The 20,308-nt window shown below is 65.5% G+C and carries 15 protein-coding genes and 2 rRNA genes; 6 read left to right on the forward strand and 11 right to left on the reverse strand.

Going from position 1 to position 20,308, the window contains the following annotated elements; translation table 11 throughout:
- The first annotated feature begins 24 nt into the window (after nucleotides 1-24).
- The 3 genes from ACLNGM_RS02585 to ACLNGM_RS02595 all read left to right on the forward strand — a co-directional run bounded on the left by ACLNGM_RS02585 (nucleotide 25) and on the right by ACLNGM_RS02595 (nucleotide 3,942).
- Entirely contained in the window at nucleotides 25-1,458 is a 1,434-nt protein-coding gene (locus tag ACLNGM_RS02585; protein WP_416357061.1) for a mannose-1-phosphate guanylyltransferase/mannose-6-phosphate isomerase, read from the forward strand.
- A 51-nt stretch (nucleotides 1,459-1,509) separates the two neighbouring features.
- The gene (locus ACLNGM_RS02590) at nucleotides 1,510-2,928 is read left to right on the forward strand and encodes a phosphomannomutase (RefSeq protein WP_416357062.1); all 1,419 of its coding nucleotides are present in this window, start codon (nucleotides 1,510-1,512) and stop codon (nucleotides 2,926-2,928) included.
- A gap of 198 nt (nucleotides 2,929-3,126) precedes the next feature.
- Complete coding sequence (locus ACLNGM_RS02595) at nucleotides 3,127-3,942, forward strand: N-acetylmuramic acid 6-phosphate etherase (RefSeq protein WP_416357063.1); 816 nt, start codon at nucleotides 3,127-3,129, stop codon at nucleotides 3,940-3,942.
- Between the two features lie 5 nt (nucleotides 3,943-3,947).
- On the opposite strand, the gene ACLNGM_RS02600 is transcribed toward ACLNGM_RS02595, so the two are convergent.
- Together ACLNGM_RS02600 and ACLNGM_RS02605 are read right to left on the reverse strand one after the other, a co-directional pair.
- Nucleotides 3,948-5,237: a GNAT family N-acetyltransferase gene (locus ACLNGM_RS02600; protein WP_416357064.1), complete on the reverse strand. Its 1,290-nt coding sequence runs from the start codon at nucleotides 5,235-5,237 to the stop codon at nucleotides 3,948-3,950.
- Between the two features lie 137 nt (nucleotides 5,238-5,374).
- The gene (locus ACLNGM_RS02605) at nucleotides 5,375-5,923 is read right to left on the reverse strand and encodes a DUF924 family protein (RefSeq protein ID WP_416357065.1); all 549 of its coding nucleotides are present in this window, start codon (nucleotides 5,921-5,923) and stop codon (nucleotides 5,375-5,377) included.
- 29 nt (nucleotides 5,924-5,952) lie between these two features.
- Here ACLNGM_RS02605 and ACLNGM_RS02610 point away from each other — a divergent pair, with 29 nt between their 5' ends.
- Nucleotides 5,953-6,240, forward strand: a complete 288-nt coding sequence (locus ACLNGM_RS02610) for a sulfurtransferase TusA family protein (RefSeq protein WP_416357066.1) — start codon at nucleotides 5,953-5,955, stop codon at nucleotides 6,238-6,240.
- Here ACLNGM_RS02610 and ACLNGM_RS02615 read toward each other — a convergent pair.
- Both ACLNGM_RS02615 and ACLNGM_RS02620 read right to left on the reverse strand, forming a co-directional pair.
- Nucleotides 6,237-7,364, reverse strand: a complete 1,128-nt coding sequence (locus ACLNGM_RS02615) for a CobW family GTP-binding protein (protein WP_416357067.1) — start codon at nucleotides 7,362-7,364, stop codon at nucleotides 6,237-6,239. The genes ACLNGM_RS02610 and ACLNGM_RS02615 overlap by 4 nt on opposite strands.
- The gene (locus ACLNGM_RS02620) at nucleotides 7,361-8,584 is read right to left on the reverse strand and encodes a D-alanyl-D-alanine carboxypeptidase family protein (RefSeq protein ID WP_416357068.1); all 1,224 of its coding nucleotides are present in this window, start codon (nucleotides 8,582-8,584) and stop codon (nucleotides 7,361-7,363) included. The genes ACLNGM_RS02615 and ACLNGM_RS02620 overlap by 4 nt, the downstream gene beginning before the upstream one ends.
- A 135-nt stretch (nucleotides 8,585-8,719) precedes the next feature.
- Between ACLNGM_RS02620 and ACLNGM_RS02625 the strand changes: the two genes are divergently transcribed.
- The gene (locus tag ACLNGM_RS02625; protein ID WP_416357069.1) at nucleotides 8,720-9,886 is read left to right on the forward strand and encodes a M20 aminoacylase family protein; all 1,167 of its coding nucleotides are present in this window, start codon (nucleotides 8,720-8,722) and stop codon (nucleotides 9,884-9,886) included.
- A gap of 19 nt (nucleotides 9,887-9,905) precedes the next feature.
- Here ACLNGM_RS02625 and ACLNGM_RS02630 read toward each other — a convergent pair whose 3' ends face one another.
- From ACLNGM_RS02630 to ACLNGM_RS02650, 5 genes are all read right to left on the reverse strand, one after another.
- Nucleotides 9,906-10,277, reverse strand: coding sequence for a helix-turn-helix domain-containing protein (locus ACLNGM_RS02630; protein ID WP_244546090.1), 372 nt, complete (start codon nucleotides 10,275-10,277; stop codon nucleotides 9,906-9,908).
- A gap of 165 nt (nucleotides 10,278-10,442) precedes the next feature.
- Nucleotides 10,443-11,786 carry an O-antigen ligase family protein gene (locus tag ACLNGM_RS02635; protein ID WP_416357070.1) on the reverse strand — a complete coding sequence of 448 codons (1,344 nt, stop codon included), beginning with the start codon at nucleotides 11,784-11,786 and terminating at the stop codon, nucleotides 10,443-10,445.
- Nucleotides 11,787-11,852: 66 nt separating this feature from the next.
- The gene (locus ACLNGM_RS02640) at nucleotides 11,853-12,053 is read right to left on the reverse strand and encodes a hypothetical protein (RefSeq protein ID WP_416357071.1); all 201 of its coding nucleotides are present in this window, start codon (nucleotides 12,051-12,053) and stop codon (nucleotides 11,853-11,855) included.
- A gap of 73 nt (nucleotides 12,054-12,126) precedes the next feature.
- Nucleotides 12,127-12,381, reverse strand: coding sequence for a hypothetical protein (locus ACLNGM_RS02645; RefSeq protein ID WP_416357072.1), 255 nt, complete (start codon nucleotides 12,379-12,381; stop codon nucleotides 12,127-12,129).
- Nucleotides 12,382-12,550: 169 nt separating this feature from the next.
- The gene (locus tag ACLNGM_RS02650) at nucleotides 12,551-16,033 is read right to left on the reverse strand and encodes an indolepyruvate ferredoxin oxidoreductase family protein (RefSeq protein WP_416357073.1); all 3,483 of its coding nucleotides are present in this window, start codon (nucleotides 16,031-16,033) and stop codon (nucleotides 12,551-12,553) included.
- Between the two features lie 66 nt (nucleotides 16,034-16,099).
- Here ACLNGM_RS02650 and ACLNGM_RS02655 point away from each other — a divergent pair, with 66 nt between their 5' ends.
- Nucleotides 16,100-16,660 carry a hypothetical protein gene (locus ACLNGM_RS02655; RefSeq protein ID WP_416357074.1) on the forward strand — a complete coding sequence of 187 codons (561 nt, stop codon included), beginning with the start codon at nucleotides 16,100-16,102 and terminating at the stop codon, nucleotides 16,658-16,660.
- Nucleotides 16,661-16,735: 75 nt separating this feature from the next.
- Here ACLNGM_RS02655 and rrf read toward each other — a convergent pair.
- Both rrf and ACLNGM_RS02665 read right to left on the reverse strand, forming a co-directional pair.
- Nucleotides 16,736-16,850 (reverse strand): 5S ribosomal RNA (rrf, locus tag ACLNGM_RS02660).
- A 156-nt stretch (nucleotides 16,851-17,006) separates the two neighbouring features.
- Nucleotides 17,007-19,839 (reverse strand): 23S ribosomal RNA (locus ACLNGM_RS02665).
- Between the last annotated feature and the right edge of the window lie 469 nt (nucleotides 19,840-20,308).

Raw genomic sequence — 20,308 nt, forward strand, 5'->3', positions numbered from 1 at the left:
TCAGATTCAAAAGGGTAGATAAATATGACAGAGAGTTCCCCGAGTTTCCTAGTTCATCCCGTCGTGATCGCCGGCGGCTCGGGAACGCGGCTCTGGCCGGTGTCGCGCGACACGATGCCCAAGCAGTTCGTCTCGCTTCTGGATTCCGGCCGCTCGACCTTCGAGGAGACGATCCTGCGCGTGTCCGGCCAGGGCTTCGCGCGCCCCGTCGTCGTCACCCATTCCGACTTCCGCTTCGTGGTCGCCGAGCAGCTCGCCGGCCTCGGGGTCGAGGCCGACATCGTGCTCGAGCCGGAGCGCCGCGATTCGGCGGCAGCCATCGCCGTCGGTGCGCTGATCGCGGCCGGGCGTGACGAAGACGCCGTCTGCCTGGTGCTCGCCGCGGACCATCTGATCCCCGACGGCGACCTCTTCACCGCCGACTGTCAGGAGGCCGCCGCGGCCGCGGCCGGCTTCGAGCGCATCATGCTCCTCGGCATCGAGCCGACCGGCCCGTCCACCGCCTACGGCTACATCGCGCCCGGCGCCCCGCTCGGCGACAGCGGCGCCTTCACGGTCGAGCGCTTCGCCGAGAAGCCGAACCGCGAGACGGCCGAGACCTATGTCGCGGAAGGCTATCGCTGGAACTCGGGCAACTTCGTCTTCCCGGCGCGCCTGATGCAGGAAGAGCTGTCGACCTATGCGCCCGAGGTCCTGAATGCCGCACGCAGCGCGCTGGAGGCCGCCGTGCGCGACCTCGACTTCCTGCGCCTCGACGCCGACGCCTTCGCGAAGGCCCCGCGCATCTCGATCGACTACGCCGTCATGGAGAAGACGCGGCGCGCCGGCGTTCTGAAGACGCGCTTCCGCTGGTCAGACATCGGCTCCTGGGACGCCATGTTCGACGTCAAGGACAAGGACGAGGCCGGCAACGTCCTCGAGGGCGCCGTCAGCGTCCTCGACACGCACGGCTCCTTCGTGCGCTCCGACGAGGTGCTGACGACCGTCGTCGGCCTCGACGACGTCGTCGTGGTGACGACGCCCGACGCCGTTCTCGTCACCTCGCGCGAGCGGGCCGGCGAGGTGAAGTCGCTGGTCGCCAAGCTTCATGCCGAGAAGCGTCCCGAGGCCGGGCAGCACCACCGCATCCACCGCCCCTGGGGCTGGTACCAGCGGATCGACATCGGCGACCGGTTCCAGGTCAAGCATATCTGCGTCAAGCCGGGCGGCATCCTCAGCCTGCAGCGCCATTACCACCGCGCCGAGCACTGGGTCGTCGTGCGCGGCACCGCCGAGGTGACGGTCGACGGCGCGGTCAAGCTCTTCCACGAGAACGAGGCGGCCTACCTGCCGATCGGCTGCACCCACCGCCTGCACAATCCCGGCAAGATTCCGCTGAAGCTCATCGAGGTCCAGGTCGGCTCCTATACCGGCGAGGACGACATCGTGCGCATTGAGGACATCTACGCCCGCAACTGAGCCCGGCGGCTCCTGTTGCGTGCGGAACGAAGCTGAAGGGCAGGCCGGCGGATGAGCAGCTTGAAGTTCGGAACCAGCGGCCTGCGCGGCCTGGTGGTGGATCTCGTCGGCGGTCCGGCGGCCACCTGGACCGCGGCGTTCCTCGCCCATCTCGACGCGGCGGGCCTGAGCCCGGCCACGCGCGAGGTGATCGTCGGGCAGGACCTGCGCTCGTCGAGCCCGCAGATCGCCGCCGATTGCCTGCGCGCCGCCAGCGCCAGGGGTTGGCACGCGCTCGACGCCGGCGCGCTGCCGACGCCGGCGCTCGCGCAGGAGGCGATCCGGCGCGGCGCGGCCGCGGTGATGGTGACGGGCAGCCATATCCCGGACGATCGCAACGGCCTGAAGTTCTACCGCCCCGACGGCGAGATCACCAAGGCCGACGAGATCGGCATCCGCGCCGCCTTCGAGGCGGGGGAGCAGGCCGGTGAGGCGGGTGGGGAGCCCCGGACGCTCGAAGGCCTCACCGAGACCTATATCGACCGCATCGTCGGCTTCTTCGGGCCAGAATCCCTCTCCGGTCTGCGGGTCGGCGTCTACCAGCAGAGCTCGGTCGCCCGCGACGTGCTCGTCGAGGCGCTGGGCCGCCTTGGTGCCTCGTCCGAGCCGCTCGCCCGTGCCGACCGCTTCATTCCCGTCGACACCGAGGCGCATCGCCCGGAGGATCTCGACCTCATCGCCGGCTGGACGGCGGACGGTCGGTTCGACGCCGTCGTCTCGACCGATGGCGACGCGGACCGGCCGCTTCTGGCTGACGAGCGCGGCCGCATCGTGCGCGGCGATCTTCTTGGGCTCCTGACCGCCCGCCGGCTCGGCGCCGACATCGTGGTAACGCCGGTCACCTCGTCGTCGAGCCTCGAGCGCGCGCCGTTCCTCTCGCAGGTCGTGCGCACCCGCGTCGGCTCGCCCTTCGTGATCGAGGGAATGGAAGGCGCGGCGGGATCGGGCACCGTCGTCGGTTTCGAGGCGAACGGCGGCGTCCTCGTCGGTTCGGACGTGGAGCGGGACGGGCGCCGTCTGTCCGCGTTGAAGACGCGCGATGCGCTGCTTCCGATCGTCGCGACGCTCGCCGAGGCGAAGGCCGCCGGCCAGTCCGTGTCGCGTGTCGTCGAGGGCCTGGAGGCGGGCGCGGCGGCGGCCGATCGCCTGCCCGAAATCGCGGCTGACAAGAGCACGCCCTTCCTCGCCATGCTGGCGGCGGGGGGCGAGGATGCCCGGGCCTTCTTTGCCGAGCGCGGCACGATCGAGGACGTCAACACGTTCGACGGCGTGCGCACGACGCTCGCCGATGGCTCGACCGTCCACTACCGCGCCTCCGGCAACGCGCCGGAGCTGCGCTGCTATGTCGAGGCTGGGAGCGAGCCCGCCGCGGCCGAGCTTCTCGCTTGGGGTCTCGAAGCCGCCCGGCGTCGCCTCGCTGAAAAATCTTGAATGATAACGCCCAGCGCACCTAGGATGCCCTGCTCTAGCAGAACTCCGTTACTTGGCATAATTTGCGGATTATTTATATTGTCTTGCATCTTGTATGAGAAATTGCTAAATAATTTAAGTACACATCGTTTATTAATAATCATGAATCTACATACGATGGATTTATTCTTCCTAAAATAACACGCTAGGACGTTGAAGATGGATGAGACTGAACTATCGGATCCGTCATTTCGAAATATTGATATTATTTCGCCTGACGAAGTTCTGCGAGCCTTGTTAAGGAGTCAACACGAAGCACTCAACGCCGTAGATATCGCTCGACCAAGCATTGAAGCCGCGGTGCAAGCAGCAATCGATCGGCTTGGAGACCATGGCCGGCTCGTCTATTGCGGAGCCGGAACATCCGGACGAATCGGCCTTCTCGACGCAGTCGAGCTCGGGCCGACGTTCAATTGGCCAGACGAACGACGCGTCGTTCTCCTCGCCGGTGGCGAGACCAGTCTCTGGCGCGCCCGCGAGGGTGCAGAGGATGATGGTGCTGCCGGGCGAGAAGCGATCGAGGCGATCGAGCCCCAACCCTCGGACGTCGTCTTGGGGCTTGCGGCCAGCGGGCGTACGCCTTTTACCATCGCAGCCATCGCAACCGCCCGCAAAGCAGGTTCTCTGACGCTCGGCTTTGCCAACAATCCGGGCGCGCCGCTGCTGTCGGCCAGCGAGCACCCGATCCTCTTGCGCACTGGGCCGGAAGTGCTCGCCGGCTCGACGCGGCTTGCGGCCGGGACCGCGCAGAAGGCGGCTCTCAACCTCTTCTCGACGCTTCTGATGATCCGCCTCGGTAAGGTCTTTCGCGGACGGATGGTCGACATGCGGCCAACCAACGCCAAGTTGAAGCAGCGGGCCTGTCGGATCGTGCAGGATGTCGTCGGATGCTCGCCCGACGAGGCGGCCCGCGCACTGGAGGCCGCCGGGGGATCGATCCGGGAGGCGATCCTCGCGCTCGAGGCCGCTCGCTGACGCGATCAGTCTCTGGAGGGAAGGAGGCGCGCGAGGCGTTCGCGCCAGATGCGACGGCGGTTGAGGCGCCGGCGCGCCGCCTCGACCGCGGCTACCGCATCGGCGATTGCATCGCTCCGGACGCTGCCGACGCCGATCACGAGGGCTCCGATCGCAAGCCGATCGCGCCAAAGGCGGTTCATGATCCGATTGTCGGGCACCGTGCAGGAATCTATGAGCGCCACATCGGGATCGGCGACCAGCATCTCGGTGGCGAGGGCAACTACGATCGCGCCGGGTCCGAACCGCTTCAGCTCCTCATTGTAGGCCGTCTTCCAGGCAACGGCGTGGTCCCTCGATTTTAGGACGATGAGGCTAGCGGCCGCATCCGCCCCGACACGCAACGTGAAGACGCGCGCCGCGCCGCGTTCGGCCAGACCGTTGACCGCCTCGCGTGCGAAGGCCGCGCGGTGGCGGTCCATCAGGAGAGCACTGCGACGCTGCCCCTTCCAGCCCGACGCCTCGAGGTGCAGGAAATCCTCCAGCGCCATGCGCACCGCGTCCGGTGTGCTCGCGCATTCGAAGGTGACCGGACCGATCGCGGACAGCTGACGGAGGCGGCGGCGATGGTCGCGATAGCCCGAAGACCCAAGCGCCCGGCGAAGATAGGTCGATGGATCGCCGGCAGTGGCAGGCCGCAGGCAGGCGCGCTGGGTTCGATCCGCCCAGGCAAAGGGCAGCCCGGCCTGACGGGCCGCCGCGATGAGGGTGCGGGCGAGTTCGCCGTCCACCGGGAGATCCGGCAGGACGAGGATGGGCGGAAGCCCATGTTCGGCCGCCTTCAAGGCATCGAAGAGACTGCGGGCCGTGCCGGCGGGATCGTCGCGATCGAGCGGCAGGGCACCGAGCGGACCGAACGGATGCGTCCAGGCGCGCACCACGGAGCGACGCGACGGCCGCTGGAGGCGCTCCACCGAGAACGGCATCAGGAAGCGCAGGCGGCTCCGGCGCTCGTCTTCGTCGCGCGCGACCATCAGGCGAACACGGCGCTCGTCGAGACGCGGCATGGCGGGCGCGAGGAAGCGCGGCGTGAAGAAGACGTTGGGCTCGATCACCCGACCTGCGAGATGCTCGAGTTCCTCGACGAGGCCAAAGACGGCATGGGGATCGTAGATCGCGATCCGCCGGAAGTCTCGGCTGACTTGGGCGGCCGTCGAACCATCCAGCGGCGGGGCATCAAGGTGCTGATGTGGGTGAACGCCCGGTCCGGCATCGCCAGCCCGATCGGCCGGTTTCGTCAGGGTCAGGTTCGCCACGGTGCATGCCTCGGACTGGGGGTGGCAGGCGCGTGTCGCCCGCCGATGGCCTGCCCTCAGATCTAGACTTTGCAGCTTAAACGTTGGTGTTCATCGCCCAGACGATTGGCGTGGAAACGGTGGAAAACGGGACCACCTCAACCGGCAAAGCCGCCTTGATCGAGAAACACCTGCTCCTCCGGCGTGGCATCACGACCAAGCACCGCATTGCGATGGGGAAACCGGCCGAACCGTGCGACGATGTCGCGATGCTCCACCGCGAAAGGGACGTTCTCCTCACCGATCTCGTTCATCCAGCGCACGCATTCGTCCTGGTCGGCCAGATTCTCCGAATGCATCAGCGGCATGGCGAAGAACTGATTGATGTCCTCGCCGACATGCCACTGATCGCCACGAGCGAGCGCCGCCTTGGCGATACCAAGCGCCTTCTCATCGGTCGCGAAGGCTTCCGGACGGCCGCGGAACATGTTGCGCGGGAACTGATCGAGCAGGATCACGAGGGCGAGCGCCCCGTTCGGCTCCTCGGCCCAGTCGTCGAGGTCGCCGAGGGCCGCGCGCTCGTAGACGTCGCCGAACCGATGCGTGATCGTCTCGTCGAGCTCGTCATCCTTGACGAACCACCGCTCCGGGCCGAGATCGCGCCAGAAGTCGACGATGGTCTGGGGATCGATCGAGTAGTCGCTCATGAAACCGTTCGGCAGTTGGAGGAGATCAGTTGGCGGAGCCGGAAGATAGGACGGCGGCGCTGTCTGCAAAAGGGCGAAACCCGACCGCGAGGCTCGACCTTCGCGGATTGAAATGCCCGCTGCCGGCCCTCCGGACCGAGAAGGCGCTCGCCGGCGCGTCGGTGGCCGTCGACCTCGTCGTGCTCGCCGACGATCCCCTTGCCCGGCTGGACATCGCCCATGTCTGCCGCAAGAGCGGCCATGCCCTCATCGCCGCCGAGCCGATCGAGACCGGCGGATGGGCGTTTTGGATCCGGACCGGGCAGACGGATCGCTAGAAGCCGCGCGACGATAGGCTGAGCGGATTGTCGACGAGGGCGGCGCGATCCGGCGCGTCGATGCGCGGCGCGCGGGCGAAGGCGGCGAAGAGGTCGCGGATCACCCGCTCGTCGAGCCCCTCGCCGATCAGCACGAAGGCGGTGCGCGGTGCCTCGCCATCCGGCCAGGTCGCCAGGCGTACGGGCGGGTGAAGGTAGGTCCGCACCCCGTGCAGAACCAATGGACGGCCCGGCATCTCGACGGTCCAGACCACGGCCTTGAGGCGCAGGAGCCCCGCGCCGAACCGCATCAACACGAGGTCGAGAAACCCCTCGGCATCAGCCTCCGCCATCGGTGCGTCGTGTGTGAGTGACAGAGAGCGGATCGCGCCATGTACGGATCCATGATGGCCATGGGAGTGGTCGTGGTCGCAATGGGGATCGTGACAGGTGTCCGTCACGCCGGCTCCCGCCTCCTCTCCCAGCCAGCGCGCCACGTCGGCGCGCCGGATCTCCGGGTCGACGAGGCCGCAGCCGAAAAGGTCACCCGGGCCCGCGGCACCAACCTCGACGAGCGGCGCGCGCGCGTTGAGATGGCGGAGGGAATGCCGGAGCGCTACGGTCTCGGGCGAGAGATCGGTCTTCGTCAGGACGAGGCGATCGGCACAGGCGACCTGCCGTCGCGCTTCCCGCCGGTCGGCGAGCGATGCCGCGCCGCTCAGCGCGTCGACCAGGGTCACGACGCCGTCGAGCGCAAAATGCTGGACGAGGACGGGATGGCCCATCAGCGAGGCCAGGATCGGCGTCGGGTCGGCAAGCCCGGTGGTCTCGATCACGACGCGGCGGATCGCGCCGAGGCGACCGGTCTGCACGCGGTCCACGAGATCGGCGAGAGTATCCACGAGATCGCCGCGCACCGTGCAGCAGATGCAACCGTCGGAGAGTTCAACGATCCCCTCGCCCGAGGATTCCACGAGAAGATGGTCGAGGCCGACCGCTCCGAACTCGTTGACGATCACGACGGTATCGCGGAGCGCCGGATCGCGCAGGAGGCGGTTGAGGAGGGTCGTCTTGCCGCTGCCGAGAAACCCCGTCAGCACCGTGACGGGGACAGGACTTGGCAGGACGCCGGGCCGCGCGGTCATTCTGCGCTCGGGGCCGCCGTCTCGGGGCTCTCGGCGACGGCTGCCGGCGAGGCGGGATGCTCCGCGCCGGCGTCCGAGCCGACGGGCAGCTCGCCCTCGAAGCCCGGCTCGCCGGGACGCGCCGGCCGCCAGGTCGGAACCGGGATACCGTATGCCGCGATCATGCGGGTGCCGGCCTCGACGCCCGGCCCCGCCGCTGCGCTGCCGAGGTCGACGGGGAAAGCCACGGCCGGCCGCTGCAGATCGGTCATGTAGGGCGAGCCGAACGTGTCCTCGCGCTTGTCCTCTTCCTGCCGCTCGTTCGCGCGGGCCGTGCGCCCCTTGGGCGAGCAGATCTCCGCGCTGATGTCGGCGGGCGGCCCGCTCGACACGGGCAGATCCGTCACCGTGTCGCGGATCGAGCGCGGATTGGTGTTGAAACCGTTCTCGAGGATTTCGGCGGCGGTGCGCTCGCGCACGATCGGGCCCTCGGCACCGAGCACCACGGCGATCAGCGTGCGGTTGTCGCGCGTGGCGGAGGCCACGAGATTGAAGCCCGCGGCGCAGATGTAGCCGGTCTTCATGCCGTCGGCGCCGTTGTAGCGACCGAGAAGCCCGTTGTGGTTCTTCATCGTCCCCTTGCCGACGGCGATCGCCTCGGTGGCGAAGTAGTTGCTGAACTCGGGGAACTCCTTGCGCAACGCGACGCCGAGGATCGCGAGATCCTTGGCGCTGGAATACTGGCCAGGCGCCGGCAGGCCGTTCGGATTGACGAAATGCGTGTCCTTCATGCCGAGCGCGGCCGCCTCCGCATTCATCCGCTCGACGAAGGTCTCCATCGACCCTTTGCCGAGCGTCTGGCCGATCGCGTAGGTCACATCGTTGGCCGACTTCACCAGCATCATACGCAGCGCCATGTCGAGGCGCATCACGGAGCCGGCGGGATAGGCCATCTTGGAGGGCGGCTCGGCGGCGGCCGCGCGCGACATGACGACCGGCGTGTCGAGCGAGACCTCCTGCGACTTGAGCGCCTTCAGCGCGACATAGGTCGTCATCAGCTTGGTGGTCGAAGCCGGATACCAGCGCTGCGTGGCATTGTTTTCCGACAGCACCTTGCCGGTCGCGACGTCCACCACGATCGTGTTCATGGCCTCGGCCGGCCCCGCCATGAGAGCCGCGGTGCTCAAGCCCAGGAGAACGGCAAGCGCGCGGATCGACGGCAGCGGACGGATGATTGTCATGGGACCCTTCTCGCGGAAGCGCGAAGACGCTTTGCGTTCTCTTCGCACCTGCGTTCATATCATGGCAAGGTGATTCCAGCCCTCCTTCTGGCGGGCGAATTCCGCCTTTTGATGGCGCGAGACCGAAAGATATCGATGCTCCTCGTTCCCGAGATCGCGGCAGGCGCCGCCGACATCACAGAATGGCGCCGGACGCTCCATGCGATGCCGGAAATCCTCTACGACCTGCCCGAGACGGCCGCCTTCGTGGCCGGGAAGCTGCGGGACTTCGGCTGCGACGAGGTGGTGACGGGCATCGGCCAGACGGGGGTCGTCGGGATCGTCACCGGCCGTCTCGGCGAGGGTGGCCGCACCGTCGGTCTGCGCGCCGACATGGACGCGCTGCCGATCGCGGAAGCGACGCCCCGCCCCTATGCCTCACGCCGACCAGGCGTGATGCATGCCTGCGGTCACGACGGACACATGGCGATGCTGCTGGGCGCCGCCCGCCACCTCTGCCGCACCCGCACCTTCCGGGGCCGCGTCGCCTTCGTGTTCCAGCCCGCGGAAGAAGGGGGTGCGGGAGCGCTGGCGATGATCGAGGACGGCCTGATGGAGCGCTTCGGCATCGAAGCGATCTACGGGATGCACAACCTGCCGGGCCTCTCGGTCGGACAGATCGCGCTGCGTCCCGGCCCGATCATGGCGGCGACCGACGAGTTCGAGATCGCGATCCGCGGCAAGGCCAGCCATGCCGCCCTGCCCCACGAGGGCGCCGATCCGATCCTGGCGGGCGCAGCGCTCGTGCAGGCGCTGCAGCAGATTTCGGCCCGCAACGTCGACCCTCTGGATTCGCTCGTCCTTTCGGTCACGCGCTTCCATTCCGGTTTCGCCCGCAACATCATCCCGGACGAAGCGCATGTCTCGGGCACCGTGCGCTCGCTGACGGCACCGTCGCAGGATCTGGCCGAGCGCCGGATCGAGGCGATCGCGCAAGGGGTTGCCGCCGCGCACGGCGCGAGCGCCAGCGTCGTTTACAAGCGGAACTATCCAGTGACGGTGAACGACGTTCGCGAGGCCGCCTTCTGCGCCGCCGTCGCGGCCGACGTCTGCGGCGCGGGTGCGGTGAATGCCGCGGCACCGCCGCTGATGGCGGCCGAGGACTTTTCCTACATGCTGGAAGCGCGGCCCGGCGCGTTTATCTTTCTCGGCAACGGGGCGAGTGCCGGGCTTCACAATCCCGGCTACGACTTCGACGATGCCGCGATCCCGTTCGGGTCGTCCTACTGGGTCCGGCTTGTGGAGCGCGCGCTCGCCAACTGAGGCAGGCGGCTGATCGTCTTCAGTTGTCGCGGGATGGCGCCAAGGCGTCGATCAAAAGACGCAAGCGGTGGCGGATCTCGCCATCCGGGATCCGACCGAGAGCCAGCGACGACTGGACGACCTCGGGGCTCGGCGTCGCCGCCTCGTCCGTCTCGCCCTGCGAGGTCAGCCCCTCGAAGAAGAAGGTCGGGCTGATCTCGAACAGCTGCGAGATCCGATAGAGCGTCGCCGCGCTAATTCGGTTGCTGCCGGTCTCGTACTTCTGGATCTGCTGGTAGGTCACGCCGATCTGGCGGCCGAGCTCTTCCAGCGACAGGCGCCGGGATGTGCGCACGAGGCGCAGCCGGGCGCCGACATGCACGTCGATCGGATCTCGCTCATTCTTCGTCATCGTCACGAAAATGCACCTGCTACAGGACGAACCGGGAAACGGCTCATCAGGAACTCAACCCAACCACTTGAGCACTAGATTGTAGCCCACCAACAATCAACACTCTTGCGTACCATTAATACGCAAATCTGTGTTGCGCGAATCCGATAGTCGGTCCCGGATCCTTCAGGCGATCGTCCGGCCCTTGGGCAGGAGATGCAACCCGGCAACGGCGAGCCACGTCGTCATCCAGACAGGATTTCCCCGCGCAAACAAGAAGGATTCGAGAAAGGCGTTGAGGAGGGTGAACGCGAGAACCATCAGGAAAAAGTCCGCAACCCGTGTCGCGGCAGGGCCTTGCGCCCCAATCCGTACGAAATCGACCAAGGGCAGGATGACGAGGACAACGATCCCGAATCCCATTCCCGGCCAGCCCAGCGCGATCGCAAGATCGAGATAGCCGTTGTGCGCGTTGACGATACCACGCGGATCCCAGCTCGAGCCGAACGGCGGTTCGGCATGCCGTACCACCGGCGTCGACCAGAAGGCCTCGAACCCCGTACCGGTCCATGCCTGAGGTCCCAGCGCATGAATGGCGAAGCGCCAGAGGTCGAGGCGACCCGTGAAGGTCGTTCCCGGCATCGCCCATTGCAGGAGATCGTAGAGCACCGGCGACAGGACCGTGCCGAGCGTCATCAGCGCGGCCCCGGCAAAGGTCGCCCCTAGAACGATGACGGGCAGCCGACGCCCGCCGAAGACGCGTCCCGCAAAGATCAGGACGGCCACCAGCGGCAGGAGGCCGAGCGTCGTCTTCGATCCCGTCTTCAGAACGAAGAAGGCCGAAAGCAGCGCGATGGCGACGCCGGTCACCCATTGGCCGCTGCGCACGAGATAAAGCCCCGCAAAGCACAGGGCGGCCATAACCGGTCCCGCGACGTTTTTGTGGGAGTAGATGCCGCGCCACAGACCGACATTGGCGGCTTCCAGCGCCTCGTTGTGGATCGCCGCCGAGGGCATCAGCACGATGCCGGCATAGGACAGGACGAGCACCACGAGGGCCGCCACCGTCAGGGCACGGCGAAAGGCCCGCTCGTCCGGCACCAGGCAGAGGGCTCCGGTCATCGCGAGCATCGCGGCCAGCGAGAACACCACGGCTCGGAACGAGGCGTCGGGCCAGATCGACTGGGTCGAGGACAAGAGGAGTAACAGGGCCATTACGACCCAGGCGGGACGCAGTAGCCGCATCGCCACTGCGCGGGGCGTGATACAGACGTGGATCAGGAGGGCCGCGAGACCGAGGCCGCCATATCCCAGCTGGTTGGTGATGTTTCCCGATCCTGCAGGTCCCGCGAACACCGCCTGATAGGGCTCGAAGGTCACGAGGAGCAGCGTCAGGATCAGCGCCGCGAGAGCCGTGCGGAGCGCTCGTCCTTCAGCAGCGCTCCACCACGGCGCGGCATCCGGCGCCGCGCTCATGGTGGCGGCCAGGCGAGAGTGTCCGAGGCGAAGGGTCGAGAGGTGACGCATCATCCACGATCATCGCCCCGGACGCTGAAAGCCGCGTTAAGGCCCTGCCATCCGAGCGATCATCGTGGATCAGGCGGCGCGCTCGATGTCGCCGGGGAGATGACCTGGCCCCTCCTCGGGATCGGGCTCGACCGGAACGGGCGTGTCTGAGGGCTCGCGGATCTCGTCCGGCTCCACCATGGGTTCGGGGGGCTCGCCCATCGGCGGGGGGCTGTCGGGCGGGCCGGGATCGCGGCCCGGCCCGGTCGGAACGTCTTCGATGTTGGACATGGCGTTTCTCCCTGTCGAATTCGACGGAGAACCGCCGGTCCGTTCCGGCGTTCCAAGGCTCGCGAAAACGCGATCAGTTCTGCGGCTTGGCGTCCGCGTCGTCCTCGTCCTCTTCCTCCTCGCCGAAGGGGAAGGACTCGACCATCTGCTCGACGTCCTCGTAGATCTCGTCGAGGAACTCCATGGCGCCGTCGGCGTCCTCGCTACCCTGCGTGACCAGCATGGCAAGCTGGATCTTCAGGACGTTGGCGACGTCGTCGAGCTCCATGCCCTGGAAGAGGGTCGAGATCTTCTCGGAGATTTCGTCGGTCTGGGCGTCGGTCAGCATGCTGTGCTCTCCTGTGTGCGGGAAGGAGACGAGTGCGGATGCCTCGTGGTTCCCCCGGAATACGCCCGAGCGGGGCATGCCACCGCAAAGGCGCGTTCCGCGCTTCGTCGCGCCCTCCGCTCCTAGCACGGAACGATGACGGGTGAAGCGTACCCCACCGCTGCGATCCTCATTCAGCCGGCGTCGGCACCTCCATCTTTTCGATGCCGCGGGTCCCCTCGCCCATAAGGGCGAGGAGCTCGTCGCGGCGGCGTGCCGCCTTTTCCATCGCCTGATGCTTGACGGGGCCGAAGCCACGGATACCGGCCGGCAGGGACAGGAGCTCCACCGCGACATCCCGGTCGGCGGGGCGTGCGCGCGAGAAGAGCACACGGCAATCCGCCTCGTAATCGGCAATCAGACGGCGCTCGGCGATCCGCTCGGCACTGCGCGCGAAGGGATCGAACAGGGTGCCGCGCAGGCGCTTCAGACGCGCCAACCCACGCAGCAGCGGCAGGATCCAGGGACCGAACGCACGCTTCTTCGGCCGCCCGTTCGCGTCGAGCCCACCGAGGAACGGCGGAGCGAAATGGTAGACGCGCCGACGTACCCCATCGAACTCTCCCTCCAGCCGGCGCTCGAAGCGGCCATCGGTATGAAGTCGGGCGACCTCGTACTCGTCCTTGACCGCCAGAAGCTTGGCGTAGTTCTCGGCGACGGCCCGCTCGATGCGGCCATGCGCCTCAGCCTTGGCATCGGCCTGCCGGGCCCGCTCCACCAGCGCGCGGTACCGTGCAGCGAGCGCGGCGTCCTGATAGTCGGTGAGGAAGCTTGAGCGGTGCTCGACCAGTTCGTCCGTGGACATCTCACCGAGCGTTCTCGTCGCATCACGCTGCCCGACGATCCTCGCCATGTCGTCCGGTCTTGCGGCGGCGAAGCGTCCCCAGGCGAAGGCGTCGAGATTGGCCTTCACGGCCACGCCGTTGAGCTCGATCGCCTGCCGGAGGCTGTCGAGCGTGACCGGCACCAGCCCTTTCTGCCAGGCATAGCCGAGCATCATGATGTTGGTGGCGATGGCGTCTCCGCTGACCGTCTCGGCGAGTTCGGTGAAGTTGACGAAGTCGGCGCCGTCCCCGACCGACGTCCGGATCGCGCCCGCGACGAGCGTGCGCCGGAAATCGAAGTCGGGATCGCGCACGAACTGGGCGACCGGCGTCAGATGGGTGTTGACGACGGCGCGGGTGCGCTCGGGCGACAAGAGACCGGCCGCATCCTTCGAGGTCGCGACCACGTCGTCGGCCGCGATCAGGACATCCGCCGAACCCGAGACGATCCGGGGGCAGGTGACGTCTTCCGCGCGGCGTCCGATGCGGACGTGACTGAGAACCGCGCCGCCCTTCTGCGCCAGTCCCGCCATGTCGAGAAGCATCGGCGCGTTGCCGTCGAGATGAGCCGCCATGCCTAGCACCGCGCCGATCGTCAGGACGCCCGTTCCGCCGACGCCGGTGATCGCGATGTTGCAGGGCTCGGCGAGATCGGGAAGAACGGGGTCCGGAATGCCGGCGAGATCCGGAGCCGCCCGCGCGGCGCGCGTTTTCGGCTTCGCCCCTTCCAGCGTGACGAAGGATGGGCAGAACCCCTTCAGGCAGGACGTGTCCTTGTTGCAGGTCGACTGGTTGATCTGTCGCTTGCGGCCCCACTCGGTTTCCAACGGCTCGACCGAGAGGCAGTTCGACTGGACCGAACAGTCGCCGCAGCCCTCGCAGACCGCCGGATTGATGGCGATGCGCAGGTCCGGATCGGGCAGGAGGCCGCGCTTGCGCCGGCGGCGCTTCTCCGACGCGCAGGTCTGATCGTAGACGATCGCAGAAACACCCGGCACGTCGCGCAGCACCAGCATCGCCGCCTCGACATCGTCGCGGTGATGGATCTCGGTGCCGGGCGCCAGCTGCGAGGCGTGGTAGCGCTCGGGGAATTCCGAGACCAGCCAGATCGGCGCGACGCCCTCGCGGTGCAGCTGATGCGTGATCTTGGCGGGATCGAGCGGTCCGTCGACCGTCTGACCGCCGGTCATCGCGACGGCATCGTTGTAGAGGATCTTGTAGGTGGCGTTGACGCCGGCGGCGACCGCCTGGCGGATCGCCAGCTGGCCGGAATGGAAGTATGTCCCGTCGCCGAGGTTGACGAAGACGTGGCGCTCGTCGGTGAAGGGGGCCGTGCCCACCCAGGCGACGCCCTCGCCGCCCATCTGGCTGAACGTCTCGGTGCGGCGTCCCATCCAGGTGACCATGAAATGGCAGCCGATGCCAGCAAGCCCGCGCGAGCCTTCCGGCACCTTGGTGGACGAGTTGTGCGGGCAACCCGAACAGTAGAAGGGCGTGCGCGCGAGCGGCGGCTCCAGTTGCCCGGCAGCCTCGCCGCGCTGCTGAAAGTGCCTCACGCGCGCCTCGATGAAACTGCGATGCGCCTCGTCGAGATCGCTCAGGGCGAGGATACGCTCCCCGATCACGACGGCGGCCGTCGCCACCGTCAGCTCGCGGGCCAACGACAGGACGGGACGGTCGTTGTGATCGAACTTGCCGATGATGCGCGGGCGCACGTCCGCACGCCAGTTGAAGAGCTGCTGCTTGATCTGGTTCTCGATGATCTCGCGCCGCTCCTCGACGACGAGGATTTCCTCGAGTTCGACGGAGAACTCGCGCACTCCTTCCGGCTCCAGCGGCCAGGGCATGCCGACCTTGTAGAGGCGAAGGCCCGCGAGATGCGCCGTGTCCTCGTCGACGCCAAGCTCGCGGAGCGCTTGGCGCACGTCCTCGTAGGCCTTGCCCGACGCGATGATGCCGAGGCGCGCATTCGGCGAATCGAGCGTCACGCGGTCGACACGGTTGGCGCGCGCGAAGGCGATCGCGGCATAAGCTTTGTACGTCTGGAGCCGGTTGTCCTGGCTCCAGCGATCGTCGGGCACGCGAAGGTTGAGGCCGTCGGGCGGCAGGACGAAGTCCGTCGGCGTCACGAACGCCCGCCGCTCGCCTGAAAGGTCGACCGAGGCGGTCGTCTCGACGGTATCGGCGATGACCTTCATGCCGACCCAGCAGCCGGAATAACGCGACATGGCGATCCCGAGCAGCCCGAACTCGACGAACTCGTGGATCGACGACGGGTAGAGCATCGGGATGACGGCCGCCATGAAGGCGTGGTCGGACTGGTGAGGCACGGTGGACGATTTCGCGCCATGATCGTCGCCGGCGATCGCGAGGACACCGCCGAGACGGGATGAACCTGCGGCATTGGCATGCTTGAAGACATCGCCTGAGCGATCGACGCCGGGGCCCTTGCCGTACCAGATGCCGACGACGCCCTCTTTGCGGGCGCCCGGCGACAATCCCACCTGCTGCGAGCCCCAGACGGCGGTCGCCGCGAGATCCTCGTTGATTCCCGGCTGGAAGTGGACATCCTCGGCGAGGAGAAGCTCGCGATTGGCCTGAAGCTGCTGGTCGTAGGCGCCGAGCGGCGATCCCCGGTAGCCCGATACGAAGGCGCCGGTTTCCAGCCCCGCTTCCCGATCACGCCGCATCTGGACGAGCGGCAGGCGGACCAGCGCCTGTGTCCCGTTCATGAAGACGCGCCCGCAGGTGGCGGTGTATTTCCGGTCGAGTTCGCCGCGGCGGCTCATGAGGATCCTCCCGATCCGACTGCTGTCTGGCGGTTTGTCCGCTCTTGTCGGCCAGACTTAAGGCATGTGCACCGCACCGGCACGCTGCAGCGCGGGAGGATGCTGCGGCATGATGGCCCCGGGCTTCACGCCCGGACGGGAGTACGCCTTGTGTTTGACCACCAGCATTTCTGGTGCCTGAACCCGGACGGTTTGGATCTGCGGGAGACGGTGTCGCGGATGCTTTCGACGTGGCCGGCTGGCGAGGTCGCCAAGATCCACTATTCGTCGCCGCGCACGGAGTTGCGCGAGCAGCGGGTGGTGGATCGGGCGACGGGGCGCAAGGTCTTGCGGCCTGTTGCGCCGGTGATGACGGGCCATGCGGATTTCATCAACCCGTTCGAGTTCGTGATGTTTCTGGAGCGGGTGGCGGGTCTCGACTTCGATGTGATGCTGGAGGCGAAGGCGAAGGACCTGGCGCTGTTCCGGCTGCGCGAGGACCTGCGGCGCTATGGCGGGGCCCTGGCGGCGCGCTTCGGCCTCTCAGCGGCTGGGCGGGGTGCCGATCGCGCGGCGAGCGGTGAGGCCGGTGCCGATCGCGCGGCGGCCGACGCAGGTGCGACCGACGCGACCGACGCGGGTGCCTGAACGCCAGAACGCCCGCCTCGGGGTGACCGGGGCGGGCGTTGAAGGGCATGAAGAGAGGGAGGATGCGATTGGCAGACCTGGCAGCGACCGACTTTCCCGCGTCTTAAGACGAAGTATCATGGGCGCTGAGGCGTTTCACGGCCGAGTTCGGAATGGGATCGGGTGCGGCCGCCCCGCTAGAACCACCAGGTCGGCCAATCGCATCAGTCTGGAAGCTGGATTTCGAAGAGAATGAGCTCATGATCTATGCCACCTGGAGCGACAATTCCTATCGGAATTGCGCCGGTATGGCGCCTCGCGACAATCGCTTTGGCGATTGCGCGGGGATGATCATGGGCGAATGAGAACGATCAAGCCGATCGGGCGATTAGTACCGGTCAGCTTCACGCGTTACCGCGCTTCCACATCCGGCCTATCAACGTGGTCGTCTTCCACGGCCCTGATAGGGAATACTCGTTTCCAGGTGGGTTTCCCGCTTAGATGCCTTCAGCGGTTATCCCGTCCATACATAGCTACCCTGCACTGCGGCTGGCGCCACAACAGGTCCACCAGAGGTATGTCCATCCCGGTCCTCTCGTACTAGGGACAGATCCTGTCAATATTCCTGCACCCACGGCAGATAGGGACCGAACTGTCTCACGACGTTCTGAACCCAGCTCACGTACCGCTTTAATTGGCGAACAGCCAAACCCTTGGGACCTGCTCCAGCCCCAGGATGCGATGAGCCGACATCGAGGTGCCAAACAACCCCGTCGATATGGACTCTTGGGGGTCATCAGCCTGTTATCCCCGGCGTACCTTTTATCCGTTGAGCGATGGCCCTTCCACGCGGGACCACCGGATCACTATGACCGACTTTCGTCTCTGCTCGACTTGTCTGTCTCGCAGTCAGGCGGGCTTATGCCATTGCACTCGACGACCGATTTCCGACCGGTCTGAGCCCACCATCGCGCGCCTCCGTTACTCTTTGGGAGGCGACCGCCCCAGTCAAACTACCCACCATACACTGTCCCGGACCCGGATGACGGGCCGCGGTTAGACATCCATGACGATAAGGGTGGTATTTCAAGGATGGCTCCACGCGAGCTGGCGCCCACGCTTCAAAGCCTACCACCTATCCTACACATGCCGACACGAATGCCAGTGTAAAGCTATAGTAAAGGTGCACGGGGTCTTTCCGTCTGACCGCAGGAACCCCGCATCTTCACGGGGAATTCAATTTCACTGAGTCTGCGTTGGAGACAGCGGGGAAGTCGTTACGCCATTCGTGCAGGTCGGAACTTACCCGACAAGGAATTTCGCTACCTTAGGACCGTTATAGTTACGGCCGCCGTTTACTGGGGCTTCGATTCAGAGCTTGCACCCCTCCTCTTAACCTTCCAGCACCGGGCAGGCGTCAGACCCTATACGTCGTCTTGCGACTTCGCAGAGCCCTGTGTTTTTGATAAACAGTCGCTACCCCCTGGTCTGTGCCACCACCACAAGCTTGCGCCCGTGGAGGTCACGCTTCTTCCGAAGTTACGCGTGCAATTTGCCGAGTTCCTTCAACGCAGTTCTCTCAAGCGCCTTGGTATGCTCTACCAGTCCACCTGTGTCGGTTTCGGGTACGGTCTATACGGTGGGGCTATTTCCTGGGACCCCTTCGCAGCCGACCCAATCCAATAAGGGTCGACAACACACGGGATCCGTCACTCACCACCAGGCCCACGACTATTAACGTGGTTCCCATCGACTACGCCTTTCGGCCTCGCCTTAGGGGCCGGCTCACCCTGCTCAGATTAACTTTAAGCAGGAACCCTTGGACTTTCGGCGAGGGTGTCTCTCACACCCTTTATCGTTACTCATGTCAGCATTCGCACTTCCCATACCTCCAGAGGTCCTCACGGATCCTCCTTCAACGGCCTAGGGAACGCTCCGCTACCGCTTACGCCAGAGGCGTAAACCCGAAGCTTCGGTGTATGGCTTGAGCCCCGTTACATTTTCGGCGCAAGAACCCTTAAATCTAGACCAGTGAGCTGTTACGCTTTCTTTAAATGATGGCTGCTTCTAAGCCAACATCCTGGTTGTTTTGGGATTCTCACATCCTTTCCCACTTAGCCATAACTTGGGGACCTTAGCTGTCGGTCAGGGTTGTTTCCCTCTTCACGACGGACGTTAGCACCCGCCGTGTGTCTGCCGACTAGTACTTCCAGGTATTCGGAGTTTGATTGGGTTTGGTAAGACGGTGAGTCCCCCTAGCCCATTCAGTGCTCTACCCCCTGGAGTATTCGGTCGACGCTCTACCTAAATAGATTTCGCGGAGAACCAGCTATTTCCGAGTTTGATTGGCCTTTCACCCCTAGCCACAAGTCATCCCAATCTATTGCAACAGATGCGGGTTCGGTCCTCCAGTGCGTGTTACCGCACCTTCAACCTGCTCATGGCTAGATCACTCGGTTTCGGGTCTAATCCGACGAACTGAACGCCCTGTTCAGACTCGCTTTCGCTGCGCCTACACCTATCGGCTTAAGCTCGCTCGCCAGACTAAGTCGCTGACCCATTATACAAAAGGTACGCAGTCACCCAGGACAAACCTTGGGCTCCTACTGTTTGTAGGCATCCGGTTTCAGGTTCTCTTTCACTCCCCTTGTCGGGGTGCTTTTCACCTTTCCCTCACGGTACTGGTTCACTATCGGTCATGCACGAGTACTTAGGCTTGGAGGGTGGTCCCCCCAATTTCAGACAGGATTTCACGTGTCCCGCCCTACTCATGGACCATCTCAGACATTGCGCCTACGGGACTATCACCCACTCTTGTCAGGCTTTCCAACCTGTTCGGCTTCTTCTCAAGATGGTCACTGGCCTGGTCCGCGTTCGCTCGCCACTACTAACGGAGTCTCGGTTGATGTCCTTTCCTTCGGGTACTTAGATGTTTCAGTTCCCCGAGTTCGCTTCTAACCCCTATGTATTCGAAGGTTAGATACCTCGCTGTTGAACCTTGGTCACCGCAACACCACCGGACAGCTCATCGCCATCCAGTGCCGTTCCGATCTGACCAAGGCTCGGAGGTGGGTTGCCCCATTCGGAAATCCACGGATCAAAGCTTATTCGCAGCTCCCCATGGCTTATCGCAGCGTATCACGTCCTTCATCGCCTGTGCATGCCAAGGCATTCACCAGATGCCCTTAAGACACTTGATCGTTCTCATCGCCCATGATCATCAGTTCTCAGCTCCGCTCACGCCGATCGCCTATCGAGGCGATCGTCTGCGCGGGGCGCGCCGCACGAGCGGCGACGGCCGGTCGGCCTTGCGAACCCTCATCGGGTTCGGGGCGTCTCGTTCGTCATCGTCGGCTTTGCTGCTGAGAAGAGAGAGATGCTCATGTGCGCTTCATTCTCTTCGAGCCATGCAAACACCGGCCCGCGTGCAACGGGGATCGGCGTCCTGCAGCATGGCTCATGCCAATCCCACCCCGGCTAGAGGCGGAACTGGCGAAAGACCAGCTTCCAGAGACGAACCCCAAGGGCGGCGGTCAGGCACACCCATCCAACAGAAGCCCTCGTTTGACCCGGTCGGGCGATGAACCCTTCCAGCGAGGAACCTCGGACCAGTCCACCCGTGCGTTGCCGCCAGGTGACCCGTCAGGATCCGTCTTCTCTTCACATGTT

Origin of the sequence: Aureimonas phyllosphaerae (assembly GCF_047943035.1) — a bacterium.
GTDB lineage: Bacteria > Pseudomonadota > Alphaproteobacteria > Rhizobiales > Rhizobiaceae > Aureimonas > Aureimonas phyllosphaerae.